The sequence below is a fragment of the Arenimonas daejeonensis genome (assembly GCF_007993735.1).
GTDB classification, from domain to species: Bacteria; Pseudomonadota; Gammaproteobacteria; order Xanthomonadales; family Xanthomonadaceae; genus Arenimonas; species Arenimonas daejeonensis.
Map to the genome: position 1 here is coordinate 872,501 of NZ_CP042453.1, position 12,955 is coordinate 885,455.

Genomic DNA, 12,955 nt, shown 5'->3' on the forward strand with positions numbered 1-12,955 from the left:
GGGGGTTCGCGGAGCTTAGTTCCTGGACGCGCCGGGTTCGGCCAGCCGCGCCTCGAGCACGGTGATGGCGCGCTCCATGGCGTCGAGCTTCTCGCGGGTGCGCAGCAGCACGGCGCGCTGCACTTCGAATTCCTCGCGCGTCACCAGGTCCAGCTTGCCCAGGCCCGCCTGCAGCGTGGCCTTGAAGTTCTGTTCCAGGTCGGCGCGCGCGTCCTTCAGGCCCGGGGCACCAGGTCGGACAGCTTGCGGGCGAGGTCGTCGAGGTTCTTGAGGTCGATCATGGGTCTGGGCTCCGGTGGACGTCCCCACGATGCGCCGGCGGCGGCGCGGAAGGCAGGGGAGATTCCGCCAGCGGGCGGTAGGAAAACGCCGGCGCGGGAAACGGCCGGCGTGGGCCCACAAATAGACCATGACTTCGATGAGCAATCAATCCGTCATCCGTGGGTCATGGTTCAGTCGCTCTCCCCGAGTTTCCCTTCCCTCAGCGTCAGGAGGCAGTCCCTTATGGTTCCCGTAAAGTTCCTGCGACACCTGGGCGTCCTCCCCTGCTGACTCCACTCCCCGTCCTGGCCGCGCCCCCGGTGCTCAATGCCGGTGACACCGCCTGGATGATCGTCGCCACGCTGCTGGTGCTGATGATGACGATCCCGGGACTGGCCCTGTTCTACGCCGGCATGGTCCGGTCCAAGAACGTGCTGTCGGTGCTGATCCAGTGTTTCGCCATCACCGGCCTGATCACGGTGCTCTGGGTGGTCTATGGCTACAGCCTGGTGTTCGACACCGCCGGCATGGAGAAGGGGTGGTGAACTTCAACTCCTTCGTCGGCGGCTTCGGCAAGGCCTGGCTGGCCGGGCTGGGCACGGACAGTCTTTCCTACGCGATCCCGGAAAGTGTTTTCGTCACCTTCCAGATGACCTTCGCCATCATCACCCCGGCCCTGATCGTCGGCGCCTTCGCCGAGCGGATGAAATTCTCGGCCCTGCTGGTGTTCATGGCGCTGTGGTTCACCCTGGTCTATGCGCCGATCGCGCACATGGTCTGGAGCGGCGACGGCGGCCTGATGTGGGACTGGGGCGTGCTGGACTTCGCCGGCGGCACCGTGGTGCACATCAATGCCGGCATCGCCGGCCTGGTGGCGGCCCTGGTGCTGGGCAAGCGCAGGGGCTACCCGACGGTGGCGATGCCGCCGCACAACCTGGGCTATACCGTGATCGGCGCCAGCCTGCTGTGGGTGGGCTGGTTCGGCTTCAACGCCGGTTCGGCGGTGGCGGCCAATGGCACGGCGGGCATGGCCATGCTGGTCACCCAGGTCGCCACGGCGGCGGCGGCGCTGAGCTGGATGTTCGCCGAGTGGGTGATCCACCGGAAAGCCAGCGTGCTGGGCATCGTCTCGGGCGCCGTGGCGGGCCTGGTGGCGATCACCCCGGCCTCCGGCACGGCGGGCCCGATCGGCGCGCTGGCGATCGGCGCTTCGGCGGGCCTCATCTGCTTCGTGTTCTCGACCAGCATCAAGCGCAAGCTGGGATACGACGACTCGCTGGACGTGTTCGGCGTGCACGCCATCGGCGGCATCGTCGGCGCGATCCTGACCGGCGTGTTCGCGGCCCCGGCCTGGGCGGCTTCGGCACGGTCACCGACATCGGTGCCCAGGTCTGGATCCAGGCCAAGGGCGTGGGCTTCACCATCGGCTACACGGCCATCGCGACGCTTGTCATACTCAAGGCCATCCAGTGGACGATCGGCCTGCGGGTCAGCGAGGAAGCCGAGAGCGAAGGCCTCGACATCGCCCTGCACAACGAACGCGGCTACAACCTTTGAGGACTAGGGAGCTCATCCAATGAAAATGGTCATGGCCATCATCAAGCCATTCAAGCTCGACGACGTCCGCGAAGCCTTGAGCGAAGTCGGCGTCACCGGCGTCACCGTCACCGAGGTCAAGGGTTTCGGCCGGCAGAAAGGCCACACGGAGCTGTACCGCGGTGCCGAGTACGTCGTGGACTTCCTGCCCAAGATCAAACTCGAGGTCGCGGTCACCACCGACCAGGTGGACCGCGTGGTCGAGGCGATCCAGTCGGCGGCCAACACCGGCAAGATCGGCGACGGCAAGATCTTCGTCTACGAGCTGGAGAAGGTGCTGCGCATCCGGACCGGCGAGCTGGACGGCGACGCGCTGTAACCCGCAGTGATCCTGTAGGAGGGGTTTCAGCCCCGAACCAAAGGCCCCGCCAATGCGGGGCCTTTTGACGTGAGGCGGGTCGGGGCTGAAGCCCCTCCTACAGGGGCTCAGTCGCCCAGCGCTTTCTGCATGACAGGCGGCATGGCCAGCGCGCCCTGGTGCACGTCGGCGGTGTAGTACTGGGTGTCGAAGCCCTTGGCAGCGGCGTCGGCCTTGCGGAACTGGGTCAGGTCGCGCTTTTCCTTCGCCGCGATGGTGCAGCTCCACCAGCCGGTCGGGTAACACGGCTGCGGGAAGGGCAGGGTGCGGTAGGTGACGAAGCCGGCTTCGGTCATGGCCTGGCGCATGTCCAGGATCAGCTGCATCAGGGCCAGCGGCGATTCGCTCTGCTGCACCAGCAGGCCGCCCGGGCGCAGGGCGCGCAGGCAGGTTTCGTAGAAGGCCTTGTTGAACAGGCCCTCGGCCGGACCGACCGGGTCGGTCGAATCCACGATGATCACGTCGATGGATTCCGGCGCGGCGTTTTTCATGTAGGCGATGCCGTCGTCGAACATCACGGTGGCGCGCGGGTCGTTGTTGGACTCGCACAGCTCCGGGAAATACTTCTCGGCCATGCGCGTGACCTGCTCGTCGATGTCGCACTGCACGGCGGTGCGCACGCCGGGGTGGCGCAGCACTTCACGCAGGGTGCCGCAGTCGCCGCCGCCGATGATCACCACGTCCTTCGGGTCGGCGTGGGTGAACAGCGGCGCGTGCGCCATCATCTCGTGGTAGAAGAAGTTGTCGCGCGTGGTCACCATCATGGCGCCGTCGATCAGCATGACGTTGCCCCAGTCGGTGCTCTCGTACATCTCGATCTTCTGGAAGGGCGACTGCACTTCGTCGAGCTTGCGGGCCATGCGCAGGCCGAAGGCCGAGCCGGTGTGCTCGAAGTTCTCGTGGAGCCACGTCGCAGAAACATTTTCATTTTTCACCAGTATTTTTGGTAACCAACCATCTATTGGATTAGCCTTCTAGTCGATTTTGAAGAGCACACAGGCACCAATCACAAGGGTTGCGACGGACATTAATCCGGCAAATCCGAGGGCAAGAAAGTGAATCAATTTTGAGGGTTCTGCGAAAGGGCGTGCGGCCAACTTCAAGGCGGCTGTGGCGAATATAAGTGAACCAGAAAGCATCGCCAACGCGCCGAAAAAGTAATAGAGATTGACCATGGTTATTTCTACCTTAGGCAACTGACTTCAATTCGTTGGATCTTTCAGTGATTACGCGCAGGCAGTGATTGGCAAAGGCGTCATTGTATGGATCAATGCTGGCACCTTTCGTCCGGATAGCTACTTCGTCACGCGCGAGCTGGTGAAGCGATTCCGCTTGCACCAACGCGGGCGTTTCTCCGACATCATCTAGGGCTGCATCTGCAATCTTGGATGCGATCGCGTAATGCCGTTCATAGATATGCATCGAGGCCGCAAAGTGGTGATAGCTGCCGAGGCCCAGTCCAAGCTCGCACGCCATCAGCTCCTGAAGCGACGTAAAAAGGAAAAGGTCATAAGGGACCCCCAGATCACATCGTTACTACGCATGTTGACGAATGCATGCAGCCTTCCCTTCCGTATAGCGAACTGCATAGTGTTCACACATGAAAGATCAACGCTATCGGCAGACACGTCCGGCTCAAAGCGGAAGTTGATCACCGCCCGGCGAGAGCTTGGGTCCTTCGCCAGCAAGGCTTTTACGTTCTCCCACTGGGAAGTTTCGCCTGGCGCGGACGCAAACATTTTTGCGCCATAGCAACTGCCTCGAACAAAACCAGAGTCGTCAGCGAATGAGCGCCAGCGAGGCGCATAGTGCGCCAGCGCATCAACGCGCTCATCGCCCCGCATATGCCATAGCAACTCACCAATGGCTAAGGGCTGGCTCCATTTGCGAGCCGGCATCGTGGTCAACCTGTTCCTTGGCGAAGTCAGCTCAAAAGAGACGCCCAAGACCTCCTTCGTCTCCATCCCACGGGGATTACAGACATCTCCAAAGTTCATCACAAGCCGACAAAGTTCCTGTTGAACGGCATTTGCCGACAGAACGCCCATAAGCGGCTTCATGATTTCAACTCCTCTGGTGTTCAGGACGCTACTGGCTTGCATCAGGGGCATCGGCCCTCTCTTGCTCGGTGATGCTCGCAGGCGGCTGTCGCATTTCATGAGACGTAGCAGCCTCGCGCGCTCTAATCTCCGAGCGAAGTGACTCGATCTCAGCGGCCATCGAGTCCAACGATGCTTGAGTGGGTTCGCTACCCACAGAGCTGACGGTGGGCGACCAGTTAACAAACTTGGCGGCGAATGTAACGCCGACGGTCACCATCATTGCAAAAAAAGCTAGTGAGAAAGCTGCAATTGGAATGTACTTCAGAAGCGCATCACGTAGCCGTGTAGTTTCCTTTTCTGACGCCTTGCCGACTAGCTGTTTAATGCCGAGAAAGTGCTTGCCAAACTCGTTGACCGCCCTAGCTCTGACGTCTTGGCAGTACTTGGAGGTTGGATAGTTGTTGCTTTCACCAGGGGCATGGACGTCCACTGAATCTAGACGATGATAGGACAGGCGAATGAACTTCTGCCCCTTCTCGAGCAGGCGCCGCTCCGAACTGAAGTTCAGTATTGCAGTGCTGACGTGATTCCGCCAGCCTGGATCGACCACACCAATATTCAGAGTTAGAAGCCCCTGATTGCACAGCCTGGTTAGTACGTGAGCAAAAGCACACGTGTCGTCAGGGAGCTCCACAATTTCCTTAGACACCAGATGAGCAATACCCTGAGGTTCCAGCACTAGAGAATCGACCTCTGTGCCTTTGTGGGTAACTATCTTTCCGATCGTGAGGACATCACCAATCTGCCAATACTTTCCTCTTGGCGTTTTATCGTCATAAGGGCTGGGTCTCTGGAGAAGGGCTCTATCGTTCTATGTATCAGTGCCATGGAGTGTCCCCAGCTACTGGCCAAGACTTGTCGGCCAAATTGACGTAATAGCATATCTCAGTGGACGAACATCGCCACTGGTCTGGAAGTCTGGGGGTGCCGTCCAGAACTAGGCTCGGAGCATGTAGGAAATCGCAAAGCTGAACTTGGGAGGATAGCCGTAGGTACAATAGCGGCCAGTTACGTTAAGGAACGCCGCCCATGCCCGCCTGGTCCCTCGACCGCGCCCGCCACACCTACTCCGTGCCGTACTGGAGCGAGGGTTATTTCGACGTGGACGGCGCCGGCCACATGGTGGTGCGCCCGCGCGGCGCCGACGGCCCGGCGCTGTCGCTGCCGGCCGTGGTCGGCCAGGCCACCGGCGCCGGCCTGAAGCTGCCGCTGCTGCTGCGCTTCTCCGACATCCTCGGCGACCGCCTGGGCAAGCTGCAGGCCGCCTTCGGCCGCGCCATGGCCGAGTTGGACTACCAGGGCGGCTACACCGCCGTGTACCCGATCAAGGTGAACCAGCACCGCGGCGTCGCCGGCGAGCTGGCGGCGGCAGGTGGTGAGGGCTTCGGTCTGGAGGCCGGGTCGAAGCCCGAGCTGATGGCGGTGCTGGGGCTTGCGAAGCCCGGGAGTCTCGTCATCTGCAATGGCTACAAGGATCGGGAGTTCATCCGGCTTGCGCTCATCGGCCGCAAGCTCGGCCTGGAAACCTTCATCGTCATCGAGAAGCCGAGCGAGCTGGCGATGGTGATCGAGGAATCGAAGGCTATGGGCGTGCAGCCGGGCCTGGGCGTGCGCATGCGCCTGGCCTCGCTGGGCGCCGGCAAGTGGCAGAACAGCGGCGGCGACAAGGCCAAGTTCGGCCTTTCGCCGCGCCAGGTGCTGGACCTGGTCGCGCGCCTGAAGGCGGCCGGCATGCTCGACGCCCTGCAGCTGCTGCACTTCCACATGGGTTCGCAGATCTCGAACGTGCGCGACATCGCCAACGGCATGCGCGAGGCGGTGCGTTATTTCGTCGAGCTGTCGAAGATGGGCCTGAACATCCGCTTCATGGATTCCGGCGGCGGCCTGGGCGTGGACTACGAAGGCACCCGCTCGCGCGGCTTCTGCTCGATCAACTATGGCCTCGACCAGTACGCGCACACCCTGCTGCAGCCGCTGGCCGAAGCCTGCGCCGAATACGGGCTGACGCCGCCGCGCATGGTCACCGAAGCCGGCCGCGCCATGACCGCGCACCACGCGGTGATGGTGGTGAACGTGTCCGAGGTCGAGCGTGCGCCGGAAGGTTCCGTGCCGGCCGAATCGGCGAACGAGCCAGCCGTGGTGCGCCACCTTCGCGAAACGCACGCCGCGCTCGACCAGCGTCCGGCGCTCGAGCTCTACCACGAGGCCCAGCACCACCTCGCCGAGGGTCAGGCGCTGTATTCGCTCGGCCAGCTGACGCTGGACCAGCGCGCCATGCTGGACGACCTGTTCTACGCCATCGCCCACGGTGTGCGTTCGCGCCTGACCGGTGAGGAGCGCAGCCATCGCGACGCGCTGGACGAACTCAACGAGCGCCTGGTGGACAAGTACTTCGTCAACTTCTCGGTGTTCGAGTCGATCCCGGACGTATGGGCGATCGACCAGGTGTTCCCGATCGTGCCGATCGCGCGCCTGGACGAGGCACCGGACCGTCGAGGCGTGATCGCCGACCTGACCTGCGATTCAGACGGCCGCATCGACACCTATGTCGAGTCCGAGGCGCTCGACAGCTCGTTGCCGCTGCATTCGCCGCGCGCCGGCGAAAGTTATCGCCTGGGCATCTTCATGGTCGGCGCCTACCAGGAGACGTTGGGCGACATCCACAACCTGTTCGGCGACACCGACACGGCCAACGTGCAGCTCGATGCGCAGGGTGGCTATTCGGTGACGCGCCAGCGCCGCGGCGACACCACCGACGTGATGCTGGACTACGTCGGCTACGACCTGGCCGAACTGCGCAGTGCCTACAAGGCCAAGGTCGATGCTGCGACACTTGACCCGGCCGAGGCCGCGAAGATGCTGGTGGCGCTGGAAACCGGTTTGACCGGTTACACCTACCTGCACGAGGAACATGCCTCCGGAGACCAGGCATGAGCGCCGGCTTCATCGGCCTGGGCGCGATGGGCGCGCCGATGGCGGGCCACCTCGCTGCGCGCAAGCTGCTTTCGGTGATCGACAACCGCACCCGCAGCAAGGCCGAAACGCTGGCCGCGCAGCTGGGTGTGCGCGCCGCGGCCACGCCCGCCGATTTCGCCGGATGCACGGTGGTGGCGCTCTGCGTGTCCATGGACGCCGACGTGCTGCAACAGGTCGAGGCGCTGGCGGGCGTGCTCAAGCCGGGCAGCGTGGTCGTGGACCACAGCACGGTGTCGGTGGCCACGGCGAAGCGCGCACAGGCGCTGCTGGCCGCGAAAGGCATCGGCTTCCTCGACGCGCCGGTCTCCGGCGGCGTCGAAGGCGCGCGCAACGGAAAACTCTCGGTGATGGTGGGCGGCGACGCTGCCGACCTCGAGATCGCCCGCCCGACGCTGGAGAGTTACGCCGCCCGCATCACCCACATGGGCGCCACCGGCAGTGGCCAGGCCACCAAGGCGGTGAACCAGGTGCTGGTTGCCGGCATCAACGAAGCCGTGTGCGAAGGCCTGGCGCTGGGCGAAAAACTCGGCCTGGATCCCGACAAGCTGCTGCCGACGCTGATGGCGGGCGCGGCCGGCAACTGGTTCCTGGAAAAACGCGGCGCCACCCTGCTGCGCAACCAGTTCGCGCCGGGCTTCAAGTGCGGGCACCTGCTCAAGGACCTGCGCATCGTGCAGGGCATGGCGCATGACGCGGGCATCCGCGCCACGGTGATCGAACAGGCGCTGGCGGACTACGCGGAGCTGGTGCAGCGGGGCGAAGCGGACGCCGACACCTCGGCGCTGATCCTGCTCAAGCGCGGCTGATCAGCCGTGCGGCGGCCGCGTCCGGTCGCGGTCTAGCCAGTCCAGCGCGGCGGCTTCATCGAAGAACAGCCGCAGGAAGTGGATGCCCAGGTTGCCGCACTGGATGGCGTAGAACTCGAAGTCGGCGCGCGAGGGCGAGTCTTCGCCGATCAGTATCGCGATGCGCAGGTCGCTGCCGAAGCCGGCGTCCTCGCCACGCTTGGGCATGTCGAAGATTTCCGCCGTGCCCAGCGCCAGCCGGGTGCGGCGATGGTCGATCAGGAAACGCGCACAGCGGTGCCGGTGGCCGGCGGCGACGGCGTCGCGGGTGAGTTCGCGCAGCTGGTTCCGGTCGGCCGGGCCTTCGGCGACCACCCGCACCACGTCGCGGTCTTCGAGGTGGTCGACGGTCCAGCCCATGGCCTGTGCATCCCTCCGGGGAACTACTGCGCGCGGATCGCCACTGCTTCGATGCCGTGGTTGCCCAGGGCCTGCTTGGCCGCCGCCAGGGTGCTGGCGTTCGGATAGGGCCCCAGGCGCACCCGGTAGATGGTACCGCCCTGGATCTCCGCCGACTCGACCCGGGCCACTTCGCCGGTCAGGGCGATGCGGGCCTTCAGCGCCTCGGCGTCGGCCGAGGACCGGAAGGCGCCGGCCTGGATCAGGTAACGCGGGCCGTCGGTGGCTTCCGGGGCGGGCGTTTCAGACGGCGCGTCGGCTTCGGCCCGGGCCTGGGCGCTGAGCTCGGCGTCGGGAATGATGACTTCCTTGTCGCGCAGCACGTCGTAGAAATCGTACTTGGGCTTCTTCGGCTCGGGCGCATCCTGGGCCACCGGCTGCTCGGACGCGGACGGCGCGCGTGCTTCGGGGTTGGGCTGCGGCAGCAGGCTGTCCACGTCGCGCCACTGGCCGCGCAGGAACAGCACCGCGGCGATCACCAGGCCGCCAAGCAGGCCGACCAGCAGCCAGATCCAGCCGGGGATGCCGCTGCCGCCGTTGCGGCGGGCCTGGTTCTTGCTGGAACGTCTTGCCATTACATGGTCTCCGGGGCGGACACGCCGAGCAGGGCCAGGCCGTTGGCCAGGACCTGCTGGGTGGCCTTGCTCAGGCCCAGGCGCGCGTTGCGCAGCTCTTCGTCGGGCACGAGGATGGGTTGGGCGTTGTAGAAGCCGTGGAAAGCGGCGGCGAGTTCGCGCAGGTAGTTGGCCAGCACCTGCGGCGCACGGTTTTCAGCCGCGGCCTCGATCACCTCGGGGTAGCGCATCAGCTCGTCCAGCAGCTCTTCTTCCTGCGGCTGTGCCAGTCGGTGGCGGGCGGCCTCGGCGGCGCTGCGGTGGTAGCTCATCTGCTTTTCCGCCAGTTGGCGGAACAGCGAGCAGACGCGGGCGTGGGCGTACTGGATGTAATACACCGGGTTTTCGTTCGAACGGCTCTTGGCCAGGTCGAGGTCGAAGTCCAGGTGCTGGTCGTTGCCGCGCATGATGTAGAAGAAACGCGCCGCGTCGGTGCCCACTTCCTCGCGCAGTTCGCGCAGGGTGACGAAGCTGCCGGCACGGGTGGACATCTGCACGCGTTCGCCGCCGCGGAACAGGATGGCGAATTGCACCAGGTCGACGTCGATCTTCGACGGGTCCAGGCCCAGGCCCTTGGCCGCGGCCTTCAGGCGGGCGATGTAGCCGTGGTGGTCGGCGCCGAAGATGTAGATCGCGCGCTCGTGGCCGCGCTCGAACTTGCTCAGCAGGTAGCCGAGGTCGGAGGCGAAATAGGTGGTGACGCCATTCTCGCGGCGCACGACGCGGTCTTTGTCGTCGCCGAAGTCGGTGGCGCGGAACCAGAGCGCGCCTTCCTGTTCGTACAGGTGGCCGTTGGCCTGCAGGGTCGCGATGGCGCGATCGACGTAGCCGTCGGTCATCAGCGAACGTTCGGAGAAGAAGTTGTCGTGGTGCACGCCGAAGCCGGCGAGGTCGTCGCGGATGTCGGCCAGGCACCAGTTCAGGCCGGCGTCGAACACGCCGCGGTAGCCGGGCTCGCCGAGCAGCTGCTTGGCGCGGGCGATCAGCGCATCGACGTGGGCTTCCTTGTCGCCGCCCTGGCCTTCGTCGGCGGGCAGGCCGTCGGTGATCTCGATGGCGCTGCGGCGCAGCGAATCACCGGCCTTGGCGCGCAGGGCGCGGGCGATGTCGACCACGTAGTCGCCCTTGTAGCCGTTGTCAGGGAAACGCACGTTGACGCCGCCCAGCTCGTGGTAACGCAGCCACACCGACACAGCCAGGATGTCCATCTGGCGGCCGGCGTCGTTGACGTAGTACTCGCGCTGGACCTTGTGGCCGGCGGCGTCGAGCAGGCTGGCGACGGACGCGCCGTAGGCGGCGCCGCGGCCGTGGCCGACGTGCAGCGGGCCGTTCGGATTGGCCGAGACGAATTCCACGGTCACCGACTCGCGGCTGCCCGCGGGCTGGCGGCCATAATCCTTGCCCAGCTCGAACACGCGGCGAACGGTGCCCAGGCGGCAACCGCGCGCCAGGGTGAAGTTGATGAATCCCGGGCCGGCGATGCTGACTTTCTCCACGTGCTGCGAGCTGGGCAGCGTGGCGACCAGCAGGTCGGCCAGTTCGCGCGGCTTCATGCCGGCCGGTTTGGCCAGCAGCAGGGCGATGTTGCTGGCGTAGTCGCCGTGCTCGCGCGACTTGGTGCGTTCGATCACGAAGTCGGGCGTCGCCAGTTCCTGGCCCAGGCGGCCGTGCCGCCGGAGGTCCAGCAGGGACTGCGCCACCAGTTCGCGAATGTGGTCTTTCACGGGATCGGTTTCCGCGGAGGGGAACTGCCTATTCTAGCGCGGGCCGGCGGCACCGCTGTCATGCCGCTGTCACCCCCGCCCGGGACAATGGCGCCCGCGGCCTAGACACCGCTCCTCTCCATTGTCGGCCCGGTGCGAGCATCGGGATCCGGGGCAAGGACCGGCCTTCGGGCCGGTCTTTTTTGCCCGGCCTCAGCCGGTACCGGGCGCTTCGGCCCGGCACAGGGCCAGGAAGGCATCCAGCACGGCCTGGCCGGTGGCCGGCGGCTGGTCCTCGAACTGTTTCAGCAGGGACTCGCTGACCCGCCGCACACCCGGGCCGTTCTCCAGCTTCGTCGGCCCGAACACCCGTTCACCCTCGCGGGAACAGAACAGGTGCAGTTCGAAGAAATAGTGGGTCTGGCCGCGGCTCAGGAAACCCAGGCAGGTGGGCGCGCTGGCCGCCCGGTCCAGGCGCGGCCGGCCCGGCGTTCACGTTCGCGGCACAGGCGCATCGCGCTGTCGGCCAGCAGGTGGAAGTCCTCGCCGACGTTGGCGGTGTCGAGGTCGGCGGCCAGGCGGGCCAGGCGTTCGCCGCGGCGGGCGTGGGCGTCGGCACGCCATTCCGGGCGTTCGCCGTCCAGCCACAGCCCCAGGCTGCGGGCCAGGGAACCGCCGGCGGCGGTGGCGAGGTCGCCGTTGTCCGCATGCGGCAGCGGCCTGGCGTCGAAGGTGCTGCCGGCGATCATCAGTTCCATCGCCACGAACAGTTCACGGTCGCGCGCCGGGTCGAAGCCGCAGGTCGCGAGGATGCGGAAGGTTTCGGCGATGCTTGCCGCCTCGTTGCCGCGGACCGGGCCGGGCACGTCGAAGGTCTCACGCTGGCGCAGGTCGTGGCAGGCCGCGAACAGCAGCAGCGCCAGCCAGTCGGCCGGCGGCAGGCCGGTGTCGCCCAGGCCATCCATCACGCGGCCGAGGCGGCGTTCGGCCAGCTCCAGCACGTGGTCTTCGTTGTGGTAGTCGTGCGGGTCCTGGCCGAAAGCGCCGTGGCGCAGGCCCAGCCGGCACAGCCCGAGCAGCGCGGCGTCCGCATGCTGGGGCGAGCCGGCGCCGGCGGTGGCGCGCTGGACCATGGCCTCGATGCGCGCCGGGATGTCCGGGCGCCGTTCAAGAAGGAGCCGGCGTGCCGCGGACGGATCGGGCAGGGTCCGCTCGGTGGCATCGGCGGCATACAGGTTGGAATACCCGAGGATCACGCCCGCTCCCTGCAACGGCGGCCTGCCGCAGGAGGAGTATACGCAGCGGCGACCCTGATCCAGCCAGCCCGTCTCCCCTCACAGCGCCCCCAGCCGGGCCATGGAGCAGGGTGGGCCGTCGCCGATGATGAAGTGATCCAGCAGCCGGACTTCGACCAGGGCCAGCGCCTGCTTCAGGCGTGCGGTGACGGCCCGGTCCGCGGCGCTGGGTTCGGCACTGCCGCTGGGGTGGTTGTGGCCGATGATCACCGCCGCGGCATGGTGCGCCAGGCAGCGTTGCACCACTTCCCGCGGGTGCACTTCGGCGCCGTCAGGGTGCCGCGGAACAGTTCCTCGAAGGCGATCACCCGGTGCCGGGTGTCCAGGAACAGGCAGGCGAAGACCTCGTAAGGCAGGGCCCGCAGGCGGGCGCGCCAGGTAGTCGCCGGCCAGCCCCGGTTCGGTGAGGGCCGCGCCCCGGGCCAGGCCCTGGGCGAGATGCCGGGTCCCCAGTTCGAGTGCACCGGCCAGGGCGCTGGCGCGGGCCGGCCCCAGGCCGGGAAGACGGGCCAGGTCGGCCGGAGCCCGATCCAACAGGGCCCGCAGGCCACCGCACTGTTCAAGCAAGCGGCGGCCCAGGTCCACCGCGGACATGCCCCGGGGCCCGGAGCCCAGGAACAGGGCCAGCAGTTCGGCATCGGACAGCCGTGGCGGTCCCAGCGCCAGCAGCTTCTCGCGGGGTCGTTCGTCTTCGGGCCAGTCGCGTAATTGCATGGCGTCAGCCTGCGTGTTGCCGGACCGGCCGGGCATCGGTGTGCGTGAAGGCTTCGGGTAAGCTAGCGGCGCTCGATCAGTTAGGAAAACCA

At 66.1% G+C, this 12,955-nt stretch carries 13 protein-coding genes and 4 pseudogenes; 6 read left to right on the plus strand and 11 right to left on the minus strand.

The features are described from left to right. Nucleotides 1–15: 15 nt before the first annotated feature. A pseudogene (ubiK, locus tag FRZ33_RS04180) lies at nucleotides 16–281 on the minus strand (ubiquinone biosynthesis accessory factor UbiK). A gap of 300 nt (nucleotides 282–581) precedes the next feature. On the opposite strand from ubiK, the gene FRZ33_RS17220 reads away from it, so the two are divergent. From FRZ33_RS17220 to glnK, 4 genes and pseudogenes are all read left to right on the plus strand, one after another. Further along, nucleotides 582–806, plus strand: a complete 225-nt coding sequence (locus FRZ33_RS17220; RefSeq protein WP_322619012.1) for a hypothetical protein — start codon at nucleotides 582–584, stop codon at nucleotides 804–806. After that, a pseudogene (locus FRZ33_RS17225) lies at nucleotides 803–1,558 on the plus strand (ammonium transporter); the annotation flags it as partial. The gene FRZ33_RS17220 and the pseudogene FRZ33_RS17225, both read left to right, overlap by 4 nt. Before the next feature lie 113 nt (nucleotides 1,559–1,671). Further along, a complete protein-coding gene (locus tag FRZ33_RS17230) occupies nucleotides 1,672–1,818 on the plus strand; it encodes a hypothetical protein (RefSeq protein ID WP_322619032.1) in 147 nt (48 codons plus the stop codon). A 19-nt stretch (nucleotides 1,819–1,837) separates the two neighbouring features. Beyond that, a complete protein-coding gene (gene glnK / locus FRZ33_RS04190; RefSeq protein WP_146907861.1) occupies nucleotides 1,838–2,176 on the plus strand; it encodes a P-II family nitrogen regulator in 339 nt (112 codons plus the stop codon). 107 nt (nucleotides 2,177–2,283) lie between these two features. On the opposite strand, the gene speE is transcribed toward glnK, so the two are convergent. The 4 genes and pseudogenes from speE to FRZ33_RS04215 form a co-directional block, all read right to left on the minus strand. Further along, nucleotides 2,284–3,150 carry a polyamine aminopropyltransferase gene (gene speE / locus FRZ33_RS04195; protein ID WP_146907863.1) on the minus strand — a complete coding sequence of 289 codons (867 nt, stop codon included), beginning with the start codon at nucleotides 3,148–3,150 and terminating at the stop codon, nucleotides 2,284–2,286. Between the two features lie 39 nt (nucleotides 3,151–3,189). Beyond that, complete coding sequence (locus FRZ33_RS04200; RefSeq protein WP_146907865.1) at nucleotides 3,190–3,390, minus strand: hypothetical protein; 201 nt, start codon at nucleotides 3,388–3,390, stop codon at nucleotides 3,190–3,192. A gap of 13 nt (nucleotides 3,391–3,403) precedes the next feature. After that, a pseudogene (locus FRZ33_RS16760) lies at nucleotides 3,404–4,374 on the minus strand (thymidylate synthase). Beyond that, the gene (locus tag FRZ33_RS04215) at nucleotides 4,304–5,059 is read right to left on the minus strand and encodes a dCTP deaminase domain-containing protein (RefSeq protein ID WP_425480623.1); all 756 of its coding nucleotides are present in this window, start codon (nucleotides 5,057–5,059) and stop codon (nucleotides 4,304–4,306) included. Before FRZ33_RS04215 ends, FRZ33_RS16760 begins: the two are co-directional and overlap by 71 nt. 287 nt (nucleotides 5,060–5,346) lie before the next feature. On the opposite strand from FRZ33_RS04215, the gene speA reads away from it, so the two are divergent. Further along, entirely contained in the window at nucleotides 5,347–7,251 is a 1,905-nt protein-coding gene (gene speA / locus FRZ33_RS04220; protein WP_146907873.1) for an arginine decarboxylase, read from the plus strand. After that, nucleotides 7,248–8,099, plus strand: a complete 852-nt coding sequence (locus FRZ33_RS04225) for an NAD(P)-dependent oxidoreductase (RefSeq protein ID WP_146907875.1) — start codon at nucleotides 7,248–7,250, stop codon at nucleotides 8,097–8,099. Before speA ends, FRZ33_RS04225 begins: the two co-directional genes overlap by 4 nt. Here the strand turns inward: FRZ33_RS04225 and FRZ33_RS04230 are convergent, their stop codons facing one another. From FRZ33_RS04230 to radC, 6 genes and pseudogenes are all read right to left on the minus strand, one after another. Continuing rightward, nucleotides 8,100–8,498 carry a hypothetical protein gene (locus tag FRZ33_RS04230; protein ID WP_146907877.1) on the minus strand — a complete coding sequence of 133 codons (399 nt, stop codon included), beginning with the start codon at nucleotides 8,496–8,498 and terminating at the stop codon, nucleotides 8,100–8,102. Nucleotides 8,499–8,521: 23 nt separating this feature from the next. Next, nucleotides 8,522–9,112: an SPOR domain-containing protein gene (locus FRZ33_RS04235; protein ID WP_146907879.1), complete on the minus strand. Its 591-nt coding sequence runs from the start codon at nucleotides 9,110–9,112 to the stop codon at nucleotides 8,522–8,524. Beyond that, nucleotides 9,112–10,875, minus strand: coding sequence for an arginine--tRNA ligase (gene argS / locus FRZ33_RS04240; RefSeq protein WP_146907881.1), 1,764 nt, complete (start codon nucleotides 10,873–10,875; stop codon nucleotides 9,112–9,114). Before argS ends, FRZ33_RS04235 begins: the two co-directional genes overlap by 1 nt. Before the next feature lie 192 nt (nucleotides 10,876–11,067). Next, complete coding sequence (locus FRZ33_RS15080) at nucleotides 11,068–11,223, minus strand: hypothetical protein (RefSeq protein ID WP_158637085.1); 156 nt, start codon at nucleotides 11,221–11,223, stop codon at nucleotides 11,068–11,070. A gap of 62 nt (nucleotides 11,224–11,285) precedes the next feature. After that, nucleotides 11,286–12,110: a hypothetical protein gene (locus FRZ33_RS04245; RefSeq protein ID WP_146907883.1), complete on the minus strand. Its 825-nt coding sequence runs from the start codon at nucleotides 12,108–12,110 to the stop codon at nucleotides 11,286–11,288. Nucleotides 12,111–12,188: 78 nt separating this feature from the next. Continuing rightward, nucleotides 12,189–12,863 (minus strand): annotated as a pseudogene (gene radC, locus FRZ33_RS04250) (RadC family protein). Nucleotides 12,864–12,955: the final 92 nt, after the last annotated feature.

Coding starts and splice junctions, on each gene's coding strand:
- glnK (WP_146907861.1), top strand. CDS start 1,838: ATGAAAATGGTCATGGCCATCATCAAGCCATTCAAGCTCGACGACGTC.
- FRZ33_RS04235 (WP_146907879.1), bottom strand. CDS start 9,112: ATGGCAAGACGTTCCAGCAAGAACCAGGCCCGCCGCAACGGCGGCAGC.
- FRZ33_RS04230 (WP_146907877.1), bottom strand. CDS start 8,498: ATGGGCTGGACCGTCGACCACCTCGAAGACCGCGACGTGGTGCGGGTG.
- FRZ33_RS04225 (WP_146907875.1), top strand. CDS start 7,248: ATGAGCGCCGGCTTCATCGGCCTGGGCGCGATGGGCGCGCCGATGGCG.
- FRZ33_RS04200 (WP_146907865.1), bottom strand. CDS start 3,390: ATGGTCAATCTCTATTACTTTTTCGGCGCGTTGGCGATGCTTTCTGGT.
- speA (WP_146907873.1), top strand. CDS start 5,347: ATGCCCGCCTGGTCCCTCGACCGCGCCCGCCACACCTACTCCGTGCCG.